The organism is Clostridium neuense, assembly GCF_045310695.1.
Classification (GTDB): domain Bacteria; phylum Bacillota; class Clostridia; order Clostridiales; family Clostridiaceae; genus Clostridium_S; species Clostridium_S neuense.
The window spans coordinates 120149-138867 of record NZ_JBJIAA010000007.1; the positions used below are offsets into that span (position 1 = coordinate 120149).

Consider the following 18719-nt stretch of genomic DNA (forward strand, 5'->3'; position numbering starts at 1 on the left):
AAGGGATAGTATTAAATGCAGTTAACATTAATAAAAAAGGAGTCTATAAATTCTTGTATTTTGCCAGAAAAGAAAAATGGACAGTACTGGATAACTGAAAAAGATGCTGACGGTTGTGAGAAAAATGTTATAAGTGTTGAAGGTTATCAAGAAAAGTGGTTTTTGATTTCAAATAAAAAAGTTGTTATAAGAGATGAAAATAATAATAAGCTTTCTAAGGTGGCAATAGAACCGCTGCAATTTTATAATGTATATTTTGTAGAATTTAATGAAAGTGCACTTGTATATTCTGAACCAGTTACAGATGATAGGCGGTACTTTAAAAAATTTATTTTTTCTTCCAATAATAAAATTACTATTGGTAGAAATAGCGATTGCGATATAGCTTTTGAAAATAGTTTTGTATCATCTAAGCATGCAGAAATTGATGTTTATGAAAAAAATATTACTATAAAAGATTTACGCAGCTCAAATGGAACCTTTGTGAATGGATTTAAGGTTAAAGAAAAAGAGCTTGTACCGGGTGATGTAGTTTACATATTAGGGCTGAAAATTATAATTGGGAAAGGGTTCTTAGCTGTAAATAATCCTGATAATAAGGTTAAATACAATGAAAAAGTTTTGAAAAAATTTATTAAACAAGAAGTTCAAGCATTAAATGATGAAGAAGATGAAGTAAACAGTGATAATTTATTTTATCGTTCACCAAGATTTAAAAGAGATATTGAAAGGGTAAAAATAAGAATAGATTCTCCGCCAGCAATTGGAAATCAGGATGATATGCCGCTTATGCTTATATTAGGACCATCCTTAGCAATGGGAATGACATCACTTTTTACAGGTGTTATTACACTGCAAAATGTTATGAGTACTCATGGAAATATAATGACAGCAATGCCAACGCTTATGATGTCTCTTAGTATGCTTTTAGGAACAGTACTTTTTCCAATAATGTCAAAGAAATATGAAACAAAGAGGAGAAAGAAAAAAGAAAAGCTAAGACAAGAAAAGTATAGAAAGTATTTAAAGAAAGTGGATCAGAGGATTGTAGAAGAGTGCATTCATCAAAGCAAGATACTTCATGAGAATAATGTAACTCTAGATGAATGTGTTAGTAGAATTAAGCTTAAGCAGAGAAATCTTTGGGAGAGAACCTACGAACATAAAGATTTTTTAACTGTAAGGCTTGGGCTTGGCAGTATACCTTTAGAGGCTGATATAAGTTATTCTGAAAAAAGTTTTTCTATGGATGACGATGTGCTGAAGGATGAACTGTATAAGTTAGTTGATAAGCCTAAAATGCTAGAGCAGGTTCCTGTAACTATTTCTCTTTTAGAAAAATGGATTTCTGGATTAATTGGTGAAAGATCGAAAGTAATAGAACTCATTAAAGGTATTATAGTCCAGCTTACAGCACTGCATAGTTATGATGAACTAAAGCTTGTATTTATATATGATAAAAATGAAGAAAACATATGGAATTTTGTAAAATGGCTTCCACATGTTTGGAATAAGGATAAAACCATAAGGTACATAGCTGAAAATTCAAATGAAGTAAGGGAACTTTCCTCGTATTGTACAGCAGAATTTAAAAAGAGAAAAGGTATGGGTAAAGATAAAAGTCTTGAGGAAATGGGACCGTACTACATTGTATTTTCAATGAGCAGGGAACTTGCTAAAAAAGCTGAAATTGTGGATATGATACTTGAGAGTAAGTTAAATTACGGTTTTAGTCTGGTGGCTCTTTATGATGAACTTAAGAATTTGCCAAAAGAATGCAGAACTATTATAGAGTTAGGTGATAGTGAATGTAAGATATATGATAAAAGTGATATTACAGGAAAGCATACTGATTTTCAACCAGATATTTTTCTTAGACAAAGTATAGACGATATAGCAATGCATTTGGCAAATATAAAGCTTGATTCATTAGATGCTTCCTATAGTTTGCCTAAGGTTTTGACATTCTTGGAAATGTATAATGTTTCTAAAATTGAACACTTAAACCCGCTTGAACGCTGGAGAAAGAATGATCCAACTGCATCGCTAGAAATTCCATTAGGGGTTGATACTAGTGGTGAAGCTTTTAAAATTGATTTTCATGAAAGATATCATGGACCTCATGGATTAATTGCGGGAATGACGGGATCTGGTAAAAGTGAGCTTATCATGACACTAATTCTTTCATTAGCTGTAAATTACCATCCTTATGAAGTTGCATTTATACTTATTGATTACAAAGGTGGAGGTATGGCAAATGTTTTTACAAAATTACCTCACTTAGCTGGAACAATAACAAATTTGGATGGTGCAGCAGTAAACCGTTCACTTGTATCAATTCAAAGTGAGCTTAAACGTAGACAAGCTATTTTTAGTGAAACAGGTAAAAAATTAAATGTTAGCAATATTGATATCTATAAATACCAGAAGCTTTATAGGGAAAAACTTGTTACAGAGCCACTACAGCATTTGTTTATAATATCAGATGAGTTTGCAGAATTAAAAACACAGCAGCCAGAATTTATGAATCAGCTTGTAAGTGCTGCGAGAATAGGAAGAAGTCTTGGTGTTCACCTTATACTTGCAACACAAAAGCCATCTGGAGTGGTGGATGACCAAATATGGAGTAACACAAGATTTAGAATATGCCTTAAGGTTCAGGAAAAAGAAGATAGTATGGATGTTATAAAAAGACCAGATGCAGCGGAACTTTCTTTAACAGGAAGATTTTATATGCAAGTTGGTTTTAATGAATTATTTGAGCTTGGACAGTCGGCTTGGGGTGGTGCACCATATTATCCATCAGAGCAGGTAGAAAAAAAGACATATGATAAAGTTTCAATTATAGATAATTTAGGACATACAATTAAGGAAGGCAAGATTAATAGTAAAAAAGCAATGATAAAAAATCCACCAAAACAAATTGATGAAGTGGTTAAATATCTAGATAATCTTGCAAAGGAAGAAAAAATTAAGGTTAGACCACTTTGGTTAGATCCAATACCAAGTGTTGTTTATGTATCAAATTTAATAAAGAAATATGGGATTCCTAAGAACGAAAAATATATTTTTAATCCTGTTATAGGAGAAATTGATGATCCATCAAATCAAAGGCAGTTGCCTATGACACTTCCTATTACAGAAGAAGGGAATATAGTTGTTTATGGAGCTGCTGGTAATGGTAAAACAACTTTCTTAACAACAATGATGTATTCCCTTATGGAGGATCATTCTCCAAGTGAACTTAATATATATATTCTTGATTTTGCCTCTGAAACTCTTAATGCGTTTTCAAAGGCTCCACATGTAGGAGATGTAATTTTATCGCATGAAAGCGAAAAAGTTAGTAATTTATTTAAAATGTTAAATAAAGAAATAGAGAATAGAAAAAAGATACTTTCAGAATATGGTGGGGACTACATTTCATATGTCACAAAAGGGAGTGGCAGTAAGGAAACTATAATTGTTATAATACATAACTTCTCAGCTTTTACAGAAGTTTATGATGAACTTGAGGATAATGTAGCCTATCTAACTCGTGAAGGAACTAAATATGGCATTTATTTTGTTATTACTTCAGCTAATACCAGTGCTGTTAGATATAGAATCTTGCAAAACTTTAAACAGCTGTATGTATTACAATTAAATGATGTAGCTGATTACCCAGGGGTGCTTGGAAGCATACATGGAGTTTATCCATCTAATTATAGAGGAAGAGGAATTTTTAAGAAAGACGATGTGTATGAATTTCAAACTGCAATTGTAGGCAACCGTCCTGATAGTATATTTGAATTTATACGAAGATACTGTGAGGAATATGCAGATACTTGGAAGGGAGCAGCAGCTAAAAGAGTTCCAATATTACCTGAAAAAGCTGATGTAAATTATTTTCAAGGCGAAATAGTGCACAATGATTTTGATAGAGTTCCTATTGGAGTTGAAAAAGCTAGCCTTAAAACAGCTTATTACAATTTTGAAGGTGTAAATATAAATTATGTATTATCCGCTGACAATAACAGTGTAAGCTTTTTAGAGGGGTTATCAGAAATATTTGTACTAAAAGAGGTAGATGAATTAGTTGTACTAGATCCAATAGATATGTTTACTAAAACTGAAGATAAAAAATATAAATATGCAAAATCTGATACAGAATTAGAAGATATGGTTGTTTATTTATTTAATACATTGGTATATAGAAATAACACATATAAGGATTCAAAGGAAAAAGGAGAAGATGTTCCTAAGTTTGAAAGATTGATTTGTATTATAAATTCTATGTCAAATTTAAGAAGTGTTCTTTCAGATGATGCAAAGGATAAGCTAAATATTCTTCTTGAAAAATGTGAAATAGAATATAATGTATTCTTTATTATTGCCGATGCTGTAGGAAATTTAAGTTCGTATTCCTTCGAAAACTGGTATAAAAAGGTTCCATTTAATAGGGGCTTTTGGATTGGTGATGGAATAGGAAATCAGTATCAATTTAAAATTTCAAACATGTCCAAAGAATTATATAAAAATATTGAAAATGACTTTGGATATGTAATTGTAAATGGGAAAGCACGACTCATAAAGTTATTATCATCAACGAACAGTGAAGGAGATGATATATATGGATAAAATTTTGGTTGATGTATATGTGCCAGCTATAAATAAAAATTATGATGTGTATATACCGGCTAAAAGTAAATTTTATGAGGTTGTTAAGTTGGTAGTCCATATGATTGAAGAATTATCTGAAAACTACTTTATAGGACAAGATGATTCAGTAATATGTGATAGGGTATCAGGAGCAATTTACAATATCAATATGTCATCAGCTGAGCTTGGATTAAAAAATGGTTCCAAGCTGATGTTAATATAATATAAATTTTAAAAAATGAGAGGAGAAATAAAAAATGGGAAGATCAATAATGGTAGATCCAACAAAATTACAATCAACATCAAGCAACATGGATTCACAAATTGCAGAATACGAGAGGCAGTACAATCAACTTTACAGTGAAGTTGAAAGTATGGGAGCAGCTTGGCAGGGATCAGATAACCAAGCATATGTATCACAGATAGACGGCTTTAAAGAAGATTTTAAAGCAATGGTACAGGTAATGAAAGATTACTCAGACTTTTTAAAGTCAGCATCAAGGGTTTATACAAAGGCTCAAGATGATACTATAAGTGGAGCAAAAAGACTTACAAATTAGTAGGAACTTAAATAAAACCATTATAAAAAATGAAGAAAGAAGGAATAAAAAATGGCAGCAGATGGAATTAAGATTTCTTTTGCAGAAGTATCAAAAACAGCATCAACAATAAGGACATTAAATCAAGGATTAACACAAAAACTTGAGGAAATAAAAAAAGAAATAAACGATTTATCAGGAACATGGCAGAGTGATTCAGGAAATACAATTAGAGAAAAATTTAATGCATTATCACCAAAATTTGAAGATTACAGAAAAGTAGTAGATTCATATTCAAAGTTTTTAGACAGCGTAGTAGAAAACTACACTCAGACAGAATCAGCAATAAATAATAACGCAAGTGCTTTTAGATAAGACAAGCTGAAAAGATAAAATTGATAATACCAAATTCATCCTGTAAAATTGGAATTTAACTCAGAGTACAGAGTACATAGTACAGTGAAGGTTAATTTACCTTTCGTTTTACTCTGTAATCTGTACTCTATTATTGAAATTAAATATGAAAATAATTAAAATTTACATAGATAATAAAAATTTATAAAGGGGGGATTTTAGTGATTAATGTTTCAGCAGCGAGTTCAGAAGCTAATAAATTAACTAATAATTCTAATACGCTTAGTAGCATAAAAGGTAATTTAGACAATATAAGAAATGGAATTGACGCTGATTGGAAGTCATTTGAAATTATGAGCTTAAATTTAGATGTTGATAAGATAACAGAGGCTATGTCTAAATTAATGAATGAACTTCAAACTTTAAGCAGTGATATAGTAACTACCGCAGAGGAGATAAGAAGAGAAGAAGAGGAAGAAGAACGAAGAAGAGAGGCAGCAGCAAAGGCAGCAGCAGCAAAAGCAAAGTCAAATTAAACGAATTGAAATTTGGAGGTGATTATTTTGTCACGACTTGAAGTAAAAATTAGTGAAGTTAAGAGTTTAAGTGCTAAACTTGGGCCAGATCTCACAAAAGTGTCAAGTATAGCTGATAGCATAAATTCGGTGCGAGGTAACTTAGATAGCAGAATAACTGCAAGAAGAAACATAGGTTCAAGGTTAAGCAGTGCATATAATGAGGCAAAGTCTATACAAGCAAAATTAAAAGAGTTACAGAAATTTATAGATGATTCTATGGATAGGTATGAAAAGGCAGAAAACAAGGTAAATGATGAAGCAGAAGCGTTAATGGTTTTATGGAGTATAGAATATGGAGGAGAATTTGCATTAGAGTGGGGCGGCGGAATGTATGATGTGCCGGGAAATTCAGCATTAAATGGAAAAATATATGAAGCCGGAAATGAAAATTTTGAAGATATAGTGCCCATCATAGAAGATGCAAAACGAGACCAAAAAGTTTCATATGTGTCAGTAGGACTTACAGGATTATCTAATATGGATTCTGAAAAGTTTTTAATTACAAATGATGGTATGCAATTTAAAATGTTTAAACAAAACGGCCAAATATGTATTAAAGTTGTTAATGGAGGAATAGAAAATCAAGCGGATTTTTTATACTATAGGGGTTTACTAAAGGATGGACTAGGCGGCAGGTGGAAATGGAGTAAGGATCTGACAAAGAGCTTAGTAAATGATGGTGTTCCACTCTATAGTAAAGCAGATAAGAGTTTTTTCAAAAGCAATACTAATAAGTTTTTAAATACCAAAATGGGATCGCTGGATGATTATATTGGCAGGGTTGGAAAGAATCCACTTAAAGTAGCTGGTAATACTTGGACAAACACCTTTAAAGAAAATATGAATGTTAAAGAAGCATTTGCAGGGCTTAAAAATATTGATAAGGATGCCACGTTACTAACAAAAGCGGGTAAATTTGCAGGGCCAATTGGAACTTTATTAACTGTAGGTGAGGATGGTTATGAAGAATTTTTTAGTCCGAGTGCAAAGGGAAGTATGGGGGAAAAAGTACAAAATACTGTAATAGATGTGGGAGTTGATTTAGGTACTGGCTCAGCAGCTATGGCAACAGGAGCAGCTGTTGGTTCCTTTTTCTTGCCACCATTGGGTACTGTAGTTGGTGTAGGTGTAGGCGCAGTAGCAAATATAGGTATAAATTACAAATTTGGAGGGCCACCACCTGAAAGTATTGTAGATCGTACTAAGGATAAAGTAAAGGATACTGTAAAATCAGCAGAAAAGTTTGGTGGATGGGTAAAAGATAAAATAGGAAAAATTTTTTGGTAAGGCTGGTGAACTAGTTTATGTTAAAAAAATATTCAGAAAGTGATTTTTATGAATTAAAAGATGTATCGGAAGATAGGCTAAGTCCAGCTGGAATTGCGGTATTTTTTATAACTTCGTTTGCAGTTAGTGCCATATTTACAGCAGTTTGCTTTTTTGGATTGTACAAGAATAAAAATATTACCAATCCAATTTGGCACCCAATTATTATTGTTATGCTAATATTATTGCTGATTCAAGCAATAATTACATTTTTATATTGGGGAACAAAAAAATCATTTAAGCATCAAAAATTTCAAGCAGTATGGTTAAATATTGTTTCAATAAAAATGTCAATAGATACGTATCCGTTTTATTTTTTAGCTTGCGAGGACAAGCATGCACCTAGTTATATGTTTGATATTGGATGGCTTTTTTTACTAGGTGGATTTGTATATTTGATTTTATCTACAATTAGGGGAGTATTTAGAGTAAGAAAGGGAATGTTCAGAAAAGGAGGAAGATATTTATATGATTTTTCTAATTCAAAGTTGCATTTTAGTGTTCCATTAATATATGGAATTGTACTTATAGCAGGAAACTTATCGAGAAATTTATCTGCTTCTAGTGATGAAAATAGCCAAATATTTGGATTAATAGTTATTTTAGTATTTACTGTTTTAGTTCAGTATGGTATAGCAATGGCGTGGCCGGAGTTCTTCCTCTTAGCTTATTGTAAATTTAGATTCAAATCATTTATTGAAGAAATACCAAAAGCATGGTTAGAGGAATTAAAGGAAGACCATATAAATGAAAACTTGCGTTATTGGTGTAATAAACCTATAGCAGTATTAAAGTCTATTACTGGGTGGAGGGTAAAAGAAAAAGCACCATTTACTGCACTTATTGTAATTTATCTTGAGGCCTCAATGATGATTTTCGCTGTTTTAATGCTTGGAGTTATTCGGAAAATAATTATAGGTAAAATTTTTATGTATAAATTAATAGAATTAGTTATTGATGCAGCGGAAGTTTCTTTTTCGATAGGGCTTGTTATAATCGTGCCAATGTTAATTTTATTTAAGCTTATGAATGTAATATTTAAAGGGAGGAAAATTAAAAAATGAAGATAAGGCGATGTCCATTAGTTTTTAACAATGTAATAAGTGCAAATCTAAAATGCAAAGTAGATGATTGGTATGAGCTTGCTGCTGAATTTAGAAATAGGATAATTAGGAGCGGACTATATGTAACAGGACCTGTTATATATAAGTATGAAAATTTTAATAACATAGATGATGATGTTAATTTCACATTTTATTTGCCAGTTAATGAGCCAATTAACATGGCTAAAAATGATGTATTTAATTTTTATAAGCTTTGGAAAATTGAAGATGGACTAGCTATAAGGCATGCAGATTTAGATGAAGATATTGAAGAAGATAATAAGATACTTAAAGCATGTGCAATAGCAAATAAATGCAAATTACAGGAACCGTTTTATAATATTTATTTAGATGTATATGGCGGCGGAATCATAGATATTTATGCCCCGATAGTGGAGGGATGATAGTGTGATTAACCCAAATGACTCAATTAGATTTACAAATGTAGTTTCAAAAAAGTATCAATTTTATTATACAGATATGGATAAAGCAATAAAAGAATTCCTCAATGATATAGATAGAAAAGGAGCAATAATAAAAGGTCCATTATTTTATTCTCTTAACAATGTTCCAATGGATAAAAATATGAATGTTGAATTATTTATGCCTATTAAACAAGATAAATTTAAAATTGATAAGGATATGTACTTTCATAGTTATTTTAGCATAGAAGATATGGTTTCTATTTATGTGCATGCTAATTTTGAAAAAAATACAGAAATAGCATATGCAGCTCTACTAAATTATATGGATGAAAATAAATTAAATCAAGTAACTCCAATATTTCATATTCTATCAGGGGATGAAACAATGCAGTATGTAGCTGTAAAGGTTGGTGTGATTTCCGATGAGGAAAATGAGAATGATGAAAAAGAGTCACCAACTGATATAGAAAACTTAAAATATAAAGGAACAGATAAAGTTACAGTGATAAACGACAATTCAAGTGCATTTAGATAATAAAATTTTAATGCAAAGGTGGAGTACAAACGCTATCTTTGCATTAATTAAATATGAAAATAATTAAAATTTACATAGATAAGGATGAAAAAATAAGAAGCTTTTTTAAATAGGAGAAAATATGTTGAAAAATTGTAAAGAGGAAGATTTTTATAGTTTAAAGTTATCATATTTTTTCCTTTTTTTGTGCAGATGGAAACTTACATAAGTTATATGCCTAATATTGGAACTGTAAATTTAATAGGTGGAGTTGTATTTAGTAAGTGAAATTAATTCATTAGAAGAATAGAAAAAATTTTTTGGTAAAGCTGGTGAATTTGTTTATGTTAAAAAAATATTCAGAAAGTGATTTTTATGAATTGAGAATGGTATCCGTAGATAGGCTAAGTCCAGATGGAATTGCAGCATTTTTTATAACCTCGTTTGCAGTTAGTGCCATATTTACATTAGTTTGCGTTTGTGGATTGTACAAGAATAAAAATATTACCAATCCAATTTGGCACCCAATTATTAATGCTATGCTAATGTTATTGCTGATTCAAGCAATAATTGCATTTTTATATGGGGGAACGAAAAAATCATTTAAACATCAAAAATTTCAAGCAGTATGGTTAAATATTGTTTCAATAAAAATGTCAATAGATATGTATCCTTGTTATTTTTTAGCTTGTGAGGATAAGCATGCACCTAGTTATATGTTTGATATTGGATTGCTTTTTTTACTAGGTGGATTTGTATATTTAATTTTATCTACAATTAGGGGAATATTTAGAGTAAGAAAGGGAATGTTCAGAAAGGGGGGAAGATATTTATATGATTTTTCTAATTCAAAGTTGCATTTTAGTGCTCCATTAATATATGGAATTATACTTATAGTGGGAAATTTATCCAGAAATTTATCTGCTTCAAGTGATGAAAATAGCCAAATATTTGGATTGGTAATTCTTTTGATATGTAGTGCTTTTATTCAGTATGCTATAGCAATGGCATGGCCAGAGTTTTTTCTCTTAGCTTATTGTAAATTTAGATTCAAATCATTTATTGAAGAAATCCCAAAAGCATGGTTAGAGGAATTAAAGGAAGACCATATAAATAAAAACTTACGTTTAAATAAAGATTTACGTTATTGGAGCAAGAAGCCTATAGCAGTATTAAAGTCTATTACTGGATGGGAGCTAAAAGAAAAAGCACCCTTTACTGCACTTATTGTAATTTATCTTGAGGCCTCAATGATAATTTTTGCTGTTTTAATGCTTGGAGTTATTCGGAAAATAATTATAGGTAAAATTTTTATTTATAAATTAATGGAATTAATTATTGATGCTGTGGAAGTTTCTTTTTCAATAGGGCTTGTTATAATCGTGTCAATGTTAATTTTATTTAAGCTTATAAATGTAATATTTAAAGTGAAGAAAATTAAAAAATTAAGATAAGGCGATGTCTATTGGTTTTTAACAATGTAATCGTATAATTGATGTAAAACATAGAATAGCTTTAACTTTGGGTATTAAATGGATTAAACTTAAATGAAATTTTTAGTTTGCTGAAGAGTAAGTTTTAATTATTTTAAATTTATTTCTTCGTTGACACGCTAATTTATAAAATATATAATGATTTTTGAAGTCAATGAACTTGAGGTCGATAAAATGAAAGTAACACAGAGACAAATTCAAAAGGAGCAAACAAGGAAAAGGATACTTAAAGCAGCATATGATGAGTTTGGAAAAAGAGGAATAATGGCAACTAGAACATCAGATGTAGCTAAGGCAGCTGGGGTTTCACATGGCACCATTTTTGCTCATTTTAAAACTCAGGAAGAACTTATAACAGCAGTAATTCAAAACTTTGATGAAAGAATTACTAAACGTACACATGAACTTGCTGAAAATTGCTCTGGAGTTAGAGAGGTACTTAGTTCCCAGCTTCAGGGTATTAAAGAGTTTGAAGCTTTTTATACAAGGCTGATTGTAGAAATTAGGCTGCTCCCAGAAGCTTCGAGGACTATGTTTGTGGCCCTTCAATCAAGTATGTCTTTTCATCTAAATAAGGTTTTGCAACAAGAAATTGATAAAGAAGAAATTGTTGATCTTCCAATTTATTTTATATTTAATACTTGGAATGGACTTATAAATTATTATTTAGTAAATAGTGATTTGTTTGCACCTGGAGAATCTGTAATTGATAGGTATGGAGATGAATTGCTTGATAATTTTATGAAGCTTATTAACTGTAAAAAAGTAAAATATAAATAATTAAGAGGTGTAAGTAAATGATAGAATGGAATGAAGAATACGTCATAGGAATAGAAAAAATAGATGAACAACACAAGAAATTATTTGAAATTGCAAATGAAGCTTATAGACTTTTAAAAGACCCATTTTTAATAGACAAGTATGATAGAATTCTCAGGATAGTTAAAGAGTTAAAGGATTATACTAAATATCATTTTGATTATGAAGAAGAGTATATGCAAAATATAGGATATAGAAAATATTTGTCTCAAAAAGTAGCACATGATGATTTTATTGATAAAATCAATAAAGTTAACTTAAAGGAAATGGATAATAATCAAGATGAGGCTATATTAAATCTATTAGAGTTTGTAGTTAAATGGATTGGGGAGCATATAAAAATGGAAGACATTCAAATAGCTGAAGCACAGTAATATGCTGTAGAAAATAAAAATTATCTTTAGTGATAAAACAATAGAAAATTTATATAACCTTATATTAAGTGAAGGAATAGTATTTAAAAGAACAATCTTACTTTGTGTTCTAAAATATTATTCCTTTATTTTTTATAATTTAGTGTTGACATTCTTAGTTGCAAATAATAAAATGAGTATATAGTCATTGAGCAACAAGTCAATAAAAACAATTATATTATATGGAGGATTATAATTATGAAAATTTGTATTGCATGTGGAATGCCTATGAATAAAAAAGAGGATTATGCCATGGGAGATGAATCTAAGAATTACTGTAAATATTGCATGAGGGAAGATGGAACTATGCAGTCTTATGAGGAAAAACTTAAAGGCATGACTGAATTTATTGTAAGAACTCAAGGAATCGATAGAAATGTGGCAAATAAAACTGCAAGGAAAATGATGGATAAGCTTCCAGCTTGGGAGGATTTAAAATGAAGAATTATGATAATTTTTTTCTTGGAGTTAATAATTTAGAGGATGCTAAAGAATATTATCAAAATGTTTTAGGGTTAAAGCTAAAGTTTGATTTCTCAAATAAGGGAATGGCAGCTTTTAATATTGGAAATGAGGAACCAGCTATTATTTTAAAAGATAAAAAGGTTTTTGAAGATATAAAACCCACTATTTGGTTTGAAGTTGAAAGTGTTGAAAAAGAATATAAAAGGTTATTAGAGAATGGAGTACAATTTTTATCTAAACCATTTAAAATAATGACAGGTATGGCAGTAGAATTTGAAGATCCTTTTGGAAATAGACTTGGTATAACAGATTATGTAAAGTAGTAGTAACATAAATTAAACTGTAAAATATAATAGTTATTGATATTATATTTTAATTTAGGAGTAGCTATGTATTATCCTTATAATATGAGCAACTTTCACAGAATAAAAAGAACCTATGATACATTACTTACCGACAGTGGTACTAATATTATGAAGATAGGAGAAAACGCATGGGTGATTTTAGATGATAATCCATCTACGGGTTATTCTTGGAGAGTTGTTACAGATAGTTCAGGAATATATAAAGTTATAAAAAGTTTTTATTTGCCAACCAATACAGGAAGTGTTGGGTCACCAGGCAAATCTATATGGATTATAAGAGCTGTAGATACAGGAAGAGGCTCAATAACATTTAAGTATAGTAGAGCATATTCTACAGATTCTAATGATAAAGAAATACGATATGAAATTAATGTAATATAAGAAAATGCCGAGTGACAATATTTCGTTATATTAAAAAATTCTATAAGTCTAAGGCAAAAAAATCTTAAAATCATAAAATGTTTTAAGACTTTTTTACTGAGATTTATTAGAATTTTTTTTATTATTTCTTCATAATTGTATTTGATTTTCATTGATTGACTATGATTATAATGCATTATTGAAGGATATTGGAGAAAAGTTTAATTCATACTCCAAGTTAAGTAACAACATTAAATAAATAGTAATTGGCATTTGACAATAACAAAATTTAACTATATAATAATGGCAAATGCCAATTATATTTGAGGAGGAAATTTAAATGCCAAGACCAATTAAGTATAGAAAGGTTGAAAACTTGCCTAAATATACATATTTCATGCCAGCTGGAATAAAGAAATGTGAGCTTCAAGAAATATTAATAAAAATTGAAGAAGTTGAAGCTATGAGACTTAAAGATATAGAGGAGTTAAATCAGGAAGAATGTGCAGAAAGAATGCATGTTTCAAGACAGACTTTTCAAAATATAATAGACAGCGCAAGAAAAAAAGTTGCTTTGGCATTAACAGAGGGAAAGGCAATAAATATAAGTGGTGGAAATTATACAAGGAATTTATGTAAGTTTAAATGCATAGCTTGTGGCAATATATATGAAATAAAGTATGAGGAAGATAAAAATATATGTCCATCATGTGGTTCAAAAGATGTTATGTGCAGTAAAAAAAGTGATTTCTGTCATAGGGTATGCCATAAGAGGTGCAAAAATAATAAAGAAATTGGAGGAAATTTAAATGAAAATAGCAATACCTAATAATGGTAGTTCATTAAATCAGCATTTTGGTAAGAGTAAGAGCTTTATGATTGGAACAGTAGAAAATGATAAAATTGAAAAGCTTGAGGAAGTGTCAACAGAAGAGCTTGCACATCAACATGAAGGTTTGGCAGATTTACTTTTTAAACATAATGTAGATGTAGTTGTAACTGGAGGTATAGGTGCTGGCGCATTAGAGGCTTTGAGGAGTAAAGGCTTTAAGGTTATAAGAGGTGCGAAGGGTGAATGTAAAGATGTTATTGAAAGCTATATAAGTGGAAATTTAGAAGATAAGGATGTAATGTGCAATCATCATTGTGATCACTAAATATTTTGCATATGAAGAATTTTATTCTGGTATATAAATTTATATATCAGAATTTTTTTATAAAATAATGGTATAATAATGGTATAAATTACTATAGAGTTTTATAAAGGGGAGGAGTTTAGTTGAAAACTGAAACTTATAAGTTGGGAATTGTTGAAGATAAAGAATTGAGGTTTGCAGTTATAGTTTCAAAATTTAATGGTAAGTTTGTATATGGAAGGCATAAAAAAAGAGAAACATGGGAAATACCGGGTGGTCATAGAGAAGTAAATGAAAATATTGCTTTAACAGCAGAAAGGGAACTTAAAGAGGAAACTGGAGCAGTTAAATTTAATATAGAGCCTGTGTGTGATTATTCTGTAAAAAGAGAAGGACAAGTTCAGGATTATGGTAGAGTATATTATGCCAATATTGAAGAATTAGGGGAATTACCTAACTTTGAAATTGAAGAAATTAAATTATTTGACTATATACCAGAAAAGCTTACATATCCAGAGATTCAGCCGATTTTACTTAAATATGTTATGAAATATAAAATAGAAAAATTAATTTCAAATTTTAAGCTAAGAAGGATATATGCTCAGTATTTTGAAAATCTTGATGAAGTGAAGAAAGAAATTGAAAGATTAATTCCAGAAAATGCTTCTATTGGAATAGGTCATTCGGCAACACTTCAAAAGATGGGTATAACTAAAACCTTTATTGATAAGGGTAATATTGTATACGATAAAGAATTAGCTAAGGATAAAAAAGAATGTAAGGAAATAAAGAAGAAAGCACTCATTGCGGATTGGTATATTACAGGCTCTAATGCTGTATCTGTTGATGGACGAATAATTAATGTTGATCACAGTGGAAATAGGGTGGCTGCAATAACTTTTGGACCAGACAAAGTTATTATAGTTGTTGGGATTAATAAAATTGTTGATACCTGGCAGGAAGGAATAAAAAGGGTTAAAAATATAGCATGTCCATTAAATGCAGAAAGAGCTGGTTTTAACCCTCCTTGCGTTACATTAAAAAAGTGCGTTGATTGCTCATCAATTGAAAGGGTATGTAATAGTCTCTCAATAATAGAAGGACAATCATTAGAAAGTAGAATCAAAGTATTTATTGTAAATGAAAGTTTAGGATTTTGAATATAATTAGCTGATAATTAAAGTAGCTAGTATTTAAAAAAATAAAATATATTGATTGGAGAATAATGGTGAATCAATGGTTTACAATTGAGAAAATAGATAATGAAACTTATGCTGTAAGTGAGTATGGACATTGGGAACAGGTACATTCTTATTTACTTATAGGAAGAAATTATGCACTTTTAATTGATACAGGGCTTGGAATTGGGAATATAAAAAAAGAAGTTGAAAAATTAACAAATTTACCCATAATAGTAGTTACTACTCATGTACATTGGGATCATATAGGTGGACATGCATTATTTGATACTATTTATGTTTACAAGGATGAAGTTGATTGGCTAAAGTATGGTATTGATATCCCACTTCATGTTGTTAAGAAGAATATTATGAGAGACCCCTTTACTAAAAAGCCGCCTATAGAATTTAATATAGATAATTATAAAATTTACAGTGGAAAACCGAATAGGATACTAGAAGACAATGATATTATCGATATAGGTAAAAGAAAGGTAAAAATAATTCATACGCCAGGACATTCTCCGGGGCATATTTGTTTTTTTGAGGAGGATAGAGGATACTTATATACAGGAGATTTAATTTACAAAGGAACTTTATATGCTTTTTATCCAAGCACAGACCCTGTACTTTTTAAAAAATCCATAGATAAAATCAGTGAGCTTAAGGGGATAGTAAAGCTGTTGCCAGCACATAATGATATAAATATACAAGTTGATTTAAGATATAAAATACAAAAAGCATTTAAACATATTGAAAATAAAGATATGCTTAAACATGGTACTGGAGTATTTGATTTTGGCGAGTTTAAGATATATTTATAGGAGAATAACAAATGAAGTACAAATTAGTATGCGTTGACATGGATGGAACTCTTTTAAATAGTAAAAAAATTGTAAGTGATGCTAATAATAAGGCCATTAGAAAGGCACACAAATTAGGAGTTAGTATAGTAATAACTACGGGCAGGATATATGAAAATGCTGCTTTTTATTCAAAGCTTATTGGTATAAAATCTCCTGTTATTGCCTCAAATGGAGCTATTATAAAAGAAAAGAATACTGATAAGGTAATATATAAAAAACCACTTGCAATTGAAAATATAAAACAAATTATTAGTATATGTAATAAGCATAAAGTTAAGGTTAATTTTAATACCCAGGACAGTTTTATTTGTGGAAGCAGATTTGTATATTTACTAATAAGTAGATTTTTTTTAAAGTCCATGAGTTTAGCTGATGATGGCAAATTAAATATAGAGTATGTAAAGGACAGTCATAAGCTCATAGAGAAAGCTGAGCAATGCTATAATGATATTATTAAGTGTGAAATTATACATACAAATCAAAGAAAAATTAGTGCACTAAAAAAAGAATTACGAGAACTTAGTAATATTGAAGTGGTAGGATCATCTAAGTACAATATTGAAATTACAGCTAAGTTTGTTTCAAAAGGAAAGGCAGTTGAAGCTTTAGCTAACCTTTATAGAATACAAAGACAAGAAATAATTACAATTGGCGACAGCGAGAATGATTTGTCAATGATAGAATATGGTGGACTTGGAGTTGCAATGGGAAATGCCTCAGAAGAGATAAAAAGTAAAGCTGATTATATTACAGATACTAACGATAATGATGGTGTGGCAAAAGTTATAAATAAGTTTATATTAAATAATGTATTGTAAAAATGGAGGAATTTAATGCTAGTATGGTTAGTCATATACTGAAATTAAATTATTTTGTAAAGTGCTTTTTATAATCTTTTCCCCATTCACACATATAGCCAAGTATAGGTTTTAAGCTTTCCCCAACTTCTGTTAATCCATATTCAACTCTTGGTGGAATTTCAGCATAAACTTTTCTATAAATTATTCCGTATCTTTCTAATTCTCTAAGCTGCATTGTTAAAGTCTTTTGTGTTATATTTGGCAGCAAGCGTTGAAGTTCATTAAATCTAACAACGTTTTGAGATAAGTGCCATAAAATTGATAACTTCCATTTTCCACTCAATATATTAATAGTTATATCCATTGGACAGCTATCAGTTAAATTTTTTGACTTTGCCATTTTTACCCTCCAATATTTTTTATGTCGAAATGATTATTCTACCGTAATAATATCATTTTTGATACTACATTTCAAATTTGTGCGTACTTATATTTAAAATTTAAGGATGATATACTTTTACATGAAATAAATTGTAGGAGTGATATTAAATGATAATTGATAGTCATGCACATGTTGTGTTGCCAGTTGAAAAGCATATAGAATTGATGGATGAGGCAGGAATTGATAAAACAATACTATTTTCTACTTCTATGCATCCGGAATTGGCACAAAATTTGGAAGAGTATGAAAATGAATTAAATAAGTTATATGATATTATTTCTGGTAAAAAGAATAATATGGATGCTAAAATAAACTCAATTAAAGAGCAATGTGAGATTATTAAAAAATATTCATCAAGATTTTATGGTTTTGGAAATGTACCAGCAGGTTTCGATTATGAAAAAACAGCCTCATGGGTAAAAGAATATGTAGTGAAGAATAATTTTAAGGGTATTGGTGAAGTTACTATAGGTAATGGTAGAACTCAAGATTTAAGTGGTATTTTTAAAGCAGCACATGACTTTTCAAATTTACCAATATGGATTCATGCATTTTGGCCCTTGGATTTAAATGATTTAAAAGGAATATTTAATTTAGCAAAGCAATATAGTGACGTACCAGTAGTAATAGGACATTTAGGCGGACTAAATTGGCTTGATACTATTAAAATGGCAAAGGGAGTCAAAAATGTCTACATAGATTTATCAGCATTTTATGCTGCAATTCAATTAAGCATGGTAATAAAGGAATTGCCAGATAGATGCTTATTTAGTACTGATCTTCCATTCGGAGATTTAGCTATAGAAAAATTTGCTATAGAACGTGTTTGCACTGATAAAGCAGTTATAAAACAAGTTATGGGAGGAAATGCAGCAAGGCTTTTACAATTGAATGTGTAGATA

22 protein-coding genes are annotated in these 18719 nt (G+C 30.0%); 21 read left to right on the forward strand and 1 reads right to left on the reverse strand.

The annotated features are described in order from the left end of the window. Window positions 1–15: 15 nt before the first annotated feature. The 20 genes from essC (at window position 16) to ACJDT4_RS09965 (ending at window position 17393) form a co-directional block, all read left to right on the forward strand. Window positions 16–4620 carry a type VII secretion protein EssC gene (essC, locus tag ACJDT4_RS09870; RefSeq protein ID WP_406787393.1) on the forward strand — a complete coding sequence of 1535 codons (4605 nt, stop codon included), beginning with the start codon at window positions 16–18 and terminating at the stop codon, window positions 4618–4620. Beyond that, the gene (locus tag ACJDT4_RS09875; RefSeq protein ID WP_406787394.1) at window positions 4613–4864 is read left to right on the forward strand and encodes a methyltransferase; all 252 of its coding nucleotides are present in this window, start codon (window positions 4613–4615) and stop codon (window positions 4862–4864) included. The genes essC and ACJDT4_RS09875 overlap by 8 nt, the downstream gene beginning before the upstream one ends. A gap of 34 nt (window positions 4865–4898) precedes the next feature. Beyond that, window positions 4899–5201, forward strand: a complete 303-nt coding sequence (locus ACJDT4_RS09880) for a WXG100 family type VII secretion target (RefSeq protein ID WP_406787395.1) — start codon at window positions 4899–4901, stop codon at window positions 5199–5201. A gap of 51 nt (window positions 5202–5252) precedes the next feature. After that, window positions 5253–5555: a pore-forming ESAT-6 family protein gene (locus ACJDT4_RS09885; RefSeq protein ID WP_406787396.1), complete on the forward strand. Its 303-nt coding sequence runs from the start codon at window positions 5253–5255 to the stop codon at window positions 5553–5555. Between the two features lie 200 nt (window positions 5556–5755). Next, window positions 5756–6070, forward strand: a complete 315-nt coding sequence (locus ACJDT4_RS09890) for a hypothetical protein (RefSeq protein ID WP_406787397.1) — start codon at window positions 5756–5758, stop codon at window positions 6068–6070. A 27-nt stretch (window positions 6071–6097) separates the two neighbouring features. Beyond that, window positions 6098–7399: a hypothetical protein gene (locus tag ACJDT4_RS09895; RefSeq protein WP_406787398.1), complete on the forward strand. Its 1302-nt coding sequence runs from the start codon at window positions 6098–6100 to the stop codon at window positions 7397–7399. Window positions 7400–7416: 17 nt separating this feature from the next. Then, window positions 7417–8502 carry a hypothetical protein gene (locus ACJDT4_RS09900; protein ID WP_406787399.1) on the forward strand — a complete coding sequence of 362 codons (1086 nt, stop codon included), beginning with the start codon at window positions 7417–7419 and terminating at the stop codon, window positions 8500–8502. Continuing rightward, window positions 8499–8945: a DUF5085 family protein gene (locus tag ACJDT4_RS09905; protein ID WP_406787400.1), complete on the forward strand. Its 447-nt coding sequence runs from the start codon at window positions 8499–8501 to the stop codon at window positions 8943–8945. Before ACJDT4_RS09900 ends, ACJDT4_RS09905 begins: the two co-directional genes overlap by 4 nt. Before the next feature lie 4 nt (window positions 8946–8949). Continuing rightward, the gene (locus ACJDT4_RS09910; protein ID WP_406787401.1) at window positions 8950–9501 is read left to right on the forward strand and encodes a DUF5085 family protein; all 552 of its coding nucleotides are present in this window, start codon (window positions 8950–8952) and stop codon (window positions 9499–9501) included. A gap of 323 nt (window positions 9502–9824) precedes the next feature. Beyond that, complete coding sequence (locus ACJDT4_RS09915) at window positions 9825–10934, forward strand: hypothetical protein (RefSeq protein ID WP_406787402.1); 1110 nt, start codon at window positions 9825–9827, stop codon at window positions 10932–10934. A gap of 213 nt (window positions 10935–11147) precedes the next feature. Further along, window positions 11148–11753, forward strand: a complete 606-nt coding sequence (locus ACJDT4_RS09920; RefSeq protein WP_406787403.1) for a TetR/AcrR family transcriptional regulator — start codon at window positions 11148–11150, stop codon at window positions 11751–11753. Window positions 11754–11770: 17 nt separating this feature from the next. Beyond that, window positions 11771–12166, forward strand: coding sequence for a bacteriohemerythrin (locus ACJDT4_RS09925; protein WP_406787404.1), 396 nt, complete (start codon window positions 11771–11773; stop codon window positions 12164–12166). Between the two features lie 237 nt (window positions 12167–12403). Next, window positions 12404–12646, forward strand: coding sequence for a zinc ribbon domain-containing protein (locus tag ACJDT4_RS09930; protein ID WP_406787405.1), 243 nt, complete (start codon window positions 12404–12406; stop codon window positions 12644–12646). After that, window positions 12643–12993, forward strand: coding sequence for a VOC family protein (locus ACJDT4_RS09935; RefSeq protein WP_406787406.1), 351 nt, complete (start codon window positions 12643–12645; stop codon window positions 12991–12993). The genes ACJDT4_RS09930 and ACJDT4_RS09935 overlap by 4 nt, the downstream gene beginning before the upstream one ends. Before the next feature lie 66 nt (window positions 12994–13059). Beyond that, entirely contained in the window at window positions 13060–13416 is a 357-nt protein-coding gene (locus ACJDT4_RS09940) for a protease inhibitor I42 family protein (RefSeq protein ID WP_406787407.1), read from the forward strand. Between the two features lie 319 nt (window positions 13417–13735). Beyond that, window positions 13736–14224, forward strand: a complete 489-nt coding sequence (locus tag ACJDT4_RS09945) for a DUF134 domain-containing protein (protein ID WP_406787408.1) — start codon at window positions 13736–13738, stop codon at window positions 14222–14224. Next, the gene (locus ACJDT4_RS09950) at window positions 14205–14552 is read left to right on the forward strand and encodes a NifB/NifX family molybdenum-iron cluster-binding protein (RefSeq protein ID WP_406787409.1); all 348 of its coding nucleotides are present in this window, start codon (window positions 14205–14207) and stop codon (window positions 14550–14552) included. Before ACJDT4_RS09945 ends, ACJDT4_RS09950 begins: the two co-directional genes overlap by 20 nt. Before the next feature lie 122 nt (window positions 14553–14674). Next, window positions 14675–15691 carry an LUD domain-containing protein gene (locus ACJDT4_RS09955; RefSeq protein ID WP_406787410.1) on the forward strand — a complete coding sequence of 339 codons (1017 nt, stop codon included), beginning with the start codon at window positions 14675–14677 and terminating at the stop codon, window positions 15689–15691. A gap of 65 nt (window positions 15692–15756) precedes the next feature. After that, entirely contained in the window at window positions 15757–16533 is a 777-nt protein-coding gene (locus tag ACJDT4_RS09960; RefSeq protein WP_406787411.1) for an MBL fold metallo-hydrolase, read from the forward strand. Between the two features lie 11 nt (window positions 16534–16544). After that, on the forward strand, window positions 16545–17393 hold the full coding sequence (locus ACJDT4_RS09965; protein WP_406787412.1) for a Cof-type HAD-IIB family hydrolase: 849 nt from the start codon (window positions 16545–16547) through the stop codon (window positions 17391–17393). 49 nt (window positions 17394–17442) lie between these two features. Here the strand turns inward: ACJDT4_RS09965 and ACJDT4_RS09970 are convergent, their stop codons facing one another. Further along, entirely contained in the window at window positions 17443–17775 is a 333-nt protein-coding gene (locus tag ACJDT4_RS09970; protein ID WP_406787413.1) for a winged helix-turn-helix transcriptional regulator, read from the reverse strand. Window positions 17776–17924: 149 nt separating this feature from the next. Here ACJDT4_RS09970 and ACJDT4_RS09975 point away from each other — a divergent pair, with 149 nt between their 5' ends. Then, on the forward strand, window positions 17925–18716 hold the full coding sequence (locus ACJDT4_RS09975) for an amidohydrolase family protein (protein ID WP_406787414.1): 792 nt from the start codon (window positions 17925–17927) through the stop codon (window positions 18714–18716). Window positions 18717–18719: the final 3 nt, after the last annotated feature.

Bases quoted from the DNA above. Each gene is read 5' to 3' on its own strand.
- ACJDT4_RS09965 (WP_406787412.1), top strand. From the start codon at position 16,545: ATGAAGTACAAATTAGTATGCGTTGACATGGATGGAACTCTTTTAAAT.
- ACJDT4_RS09900 (WP_406787399.1), top strand. From the start codon at position 7,417: ATGTTAAAAAAATATTCAGAAAGTGATTTTTATGAATTAAAAGATGTA.
- ACJDT4_RS09915 (WP_406787402.1), top strand. From the start codon at position 9,825: ATGTTAAAAAAATATTCAGAAAGTGATTTTTATGAATTGAGAATGGTA.
- ACJDT4_RS09945 (WP_406787408.1), top strand. From the start codon at position 13,736: ATGCCAAGACCAATTAAGTATAGAAAGGTTGAAAACTTGCCTAAATAT.
- essC (WP_406787393.1), top strand. From the start codon at position 16: ATGCAGTTAACATTAATAAAAAAGGAGTCTATAAATTCTTGTATTTTG.
- ACJDT4_RS09905 (WP_406787400.1), top strand. From the start codon at position 8,499: ATGAAGATAAGGCGATGTCCATTAGTTTTTAACAATGTAATAAGTGCA.
- ACJDT4_RS09950 (WP_406787409.1), top strand. From the start codon at position 14,205: ATGAAAATAGCAATACCTAATAATGGTAGTTCATTAAATCAGCATTTT.
- ACJDT4_RS09975 (WP_406787414.1), top strand. From the start codon at position 17,925: ATGATAATTGATAGTCATGCACATGTTGTGTTGCCAGTTGAAAAGCAT.
- ACJDT4_RS09935 (WP_406787406.1), top strand. From the start codon at position 12,643: ATGAAGAATTATGATAATTTTTTTCTTGGAGTTAATAATTTAGAGGAT.
- ACJDT4_RS09930 (WP_406787405.1), top strand. From the start codon at position 12,404: ATGAAAATTTGTATTGCATGTGGAATGCCTATGAATAAAAAAGAGGAT.
- ACJDT4_RS09885 (WP_406787396.1), top strand. From the start codon at position 5,253: ATGGCAGCAGATGGAATTAAGATTTCTTTTGCAGAAGTATCAAAAACA.
- ACJDT4_RS09880 (WP_406787395.1), top strand. From the start codon at position 4,899: ATGGGAAGATCAATAATGGTAGATCCAACAAAATTACAATCAACATCA.
- ACJDT4_RS09970 (WP_406787413.1), bottom strand. From the start codon at position 17,775: ATGGCAAAGTCAAAAAATTTAACTGATAGCTGTCCAATGGATATAACT.
- ACJDT4_RS09940 (WP_406787407.1), top strand. From the start codon at position 13,060: ATGTATTATCCTTATAATATGAGCAACTTTCACAGAATAAAAAGAACC.
- ACJDT4_RS09925 (WP_406787404.1), top strand. From the start codon at position 11,771: ATGATAGAATGGAATGAAGAATACGTCATAGGAATAGAAAAAATAGAT.
- ACJDT4_RS09875 (WP_406787394.1), top strand. From the start codon at position 4,613: ATGGATAAAATTTTGGTTGATGTATATGTGCCAGCTATAAATAAAAAT.
- ACJDT4_RS09960 (WP_406787411.1), top strand. From the start codon at position 15,757: ATGGTGAATCAATGGTTTACAATTGAGAAAATAGATAATGAAACTTAT.
- ACJDT4_RS09920 (WP_406787403.1), top strand. From the start codon at position 11,148: ATGAAAGTAACACAGAGACAAATTCAAAAGGAGCAAACAAGGAAAAGG.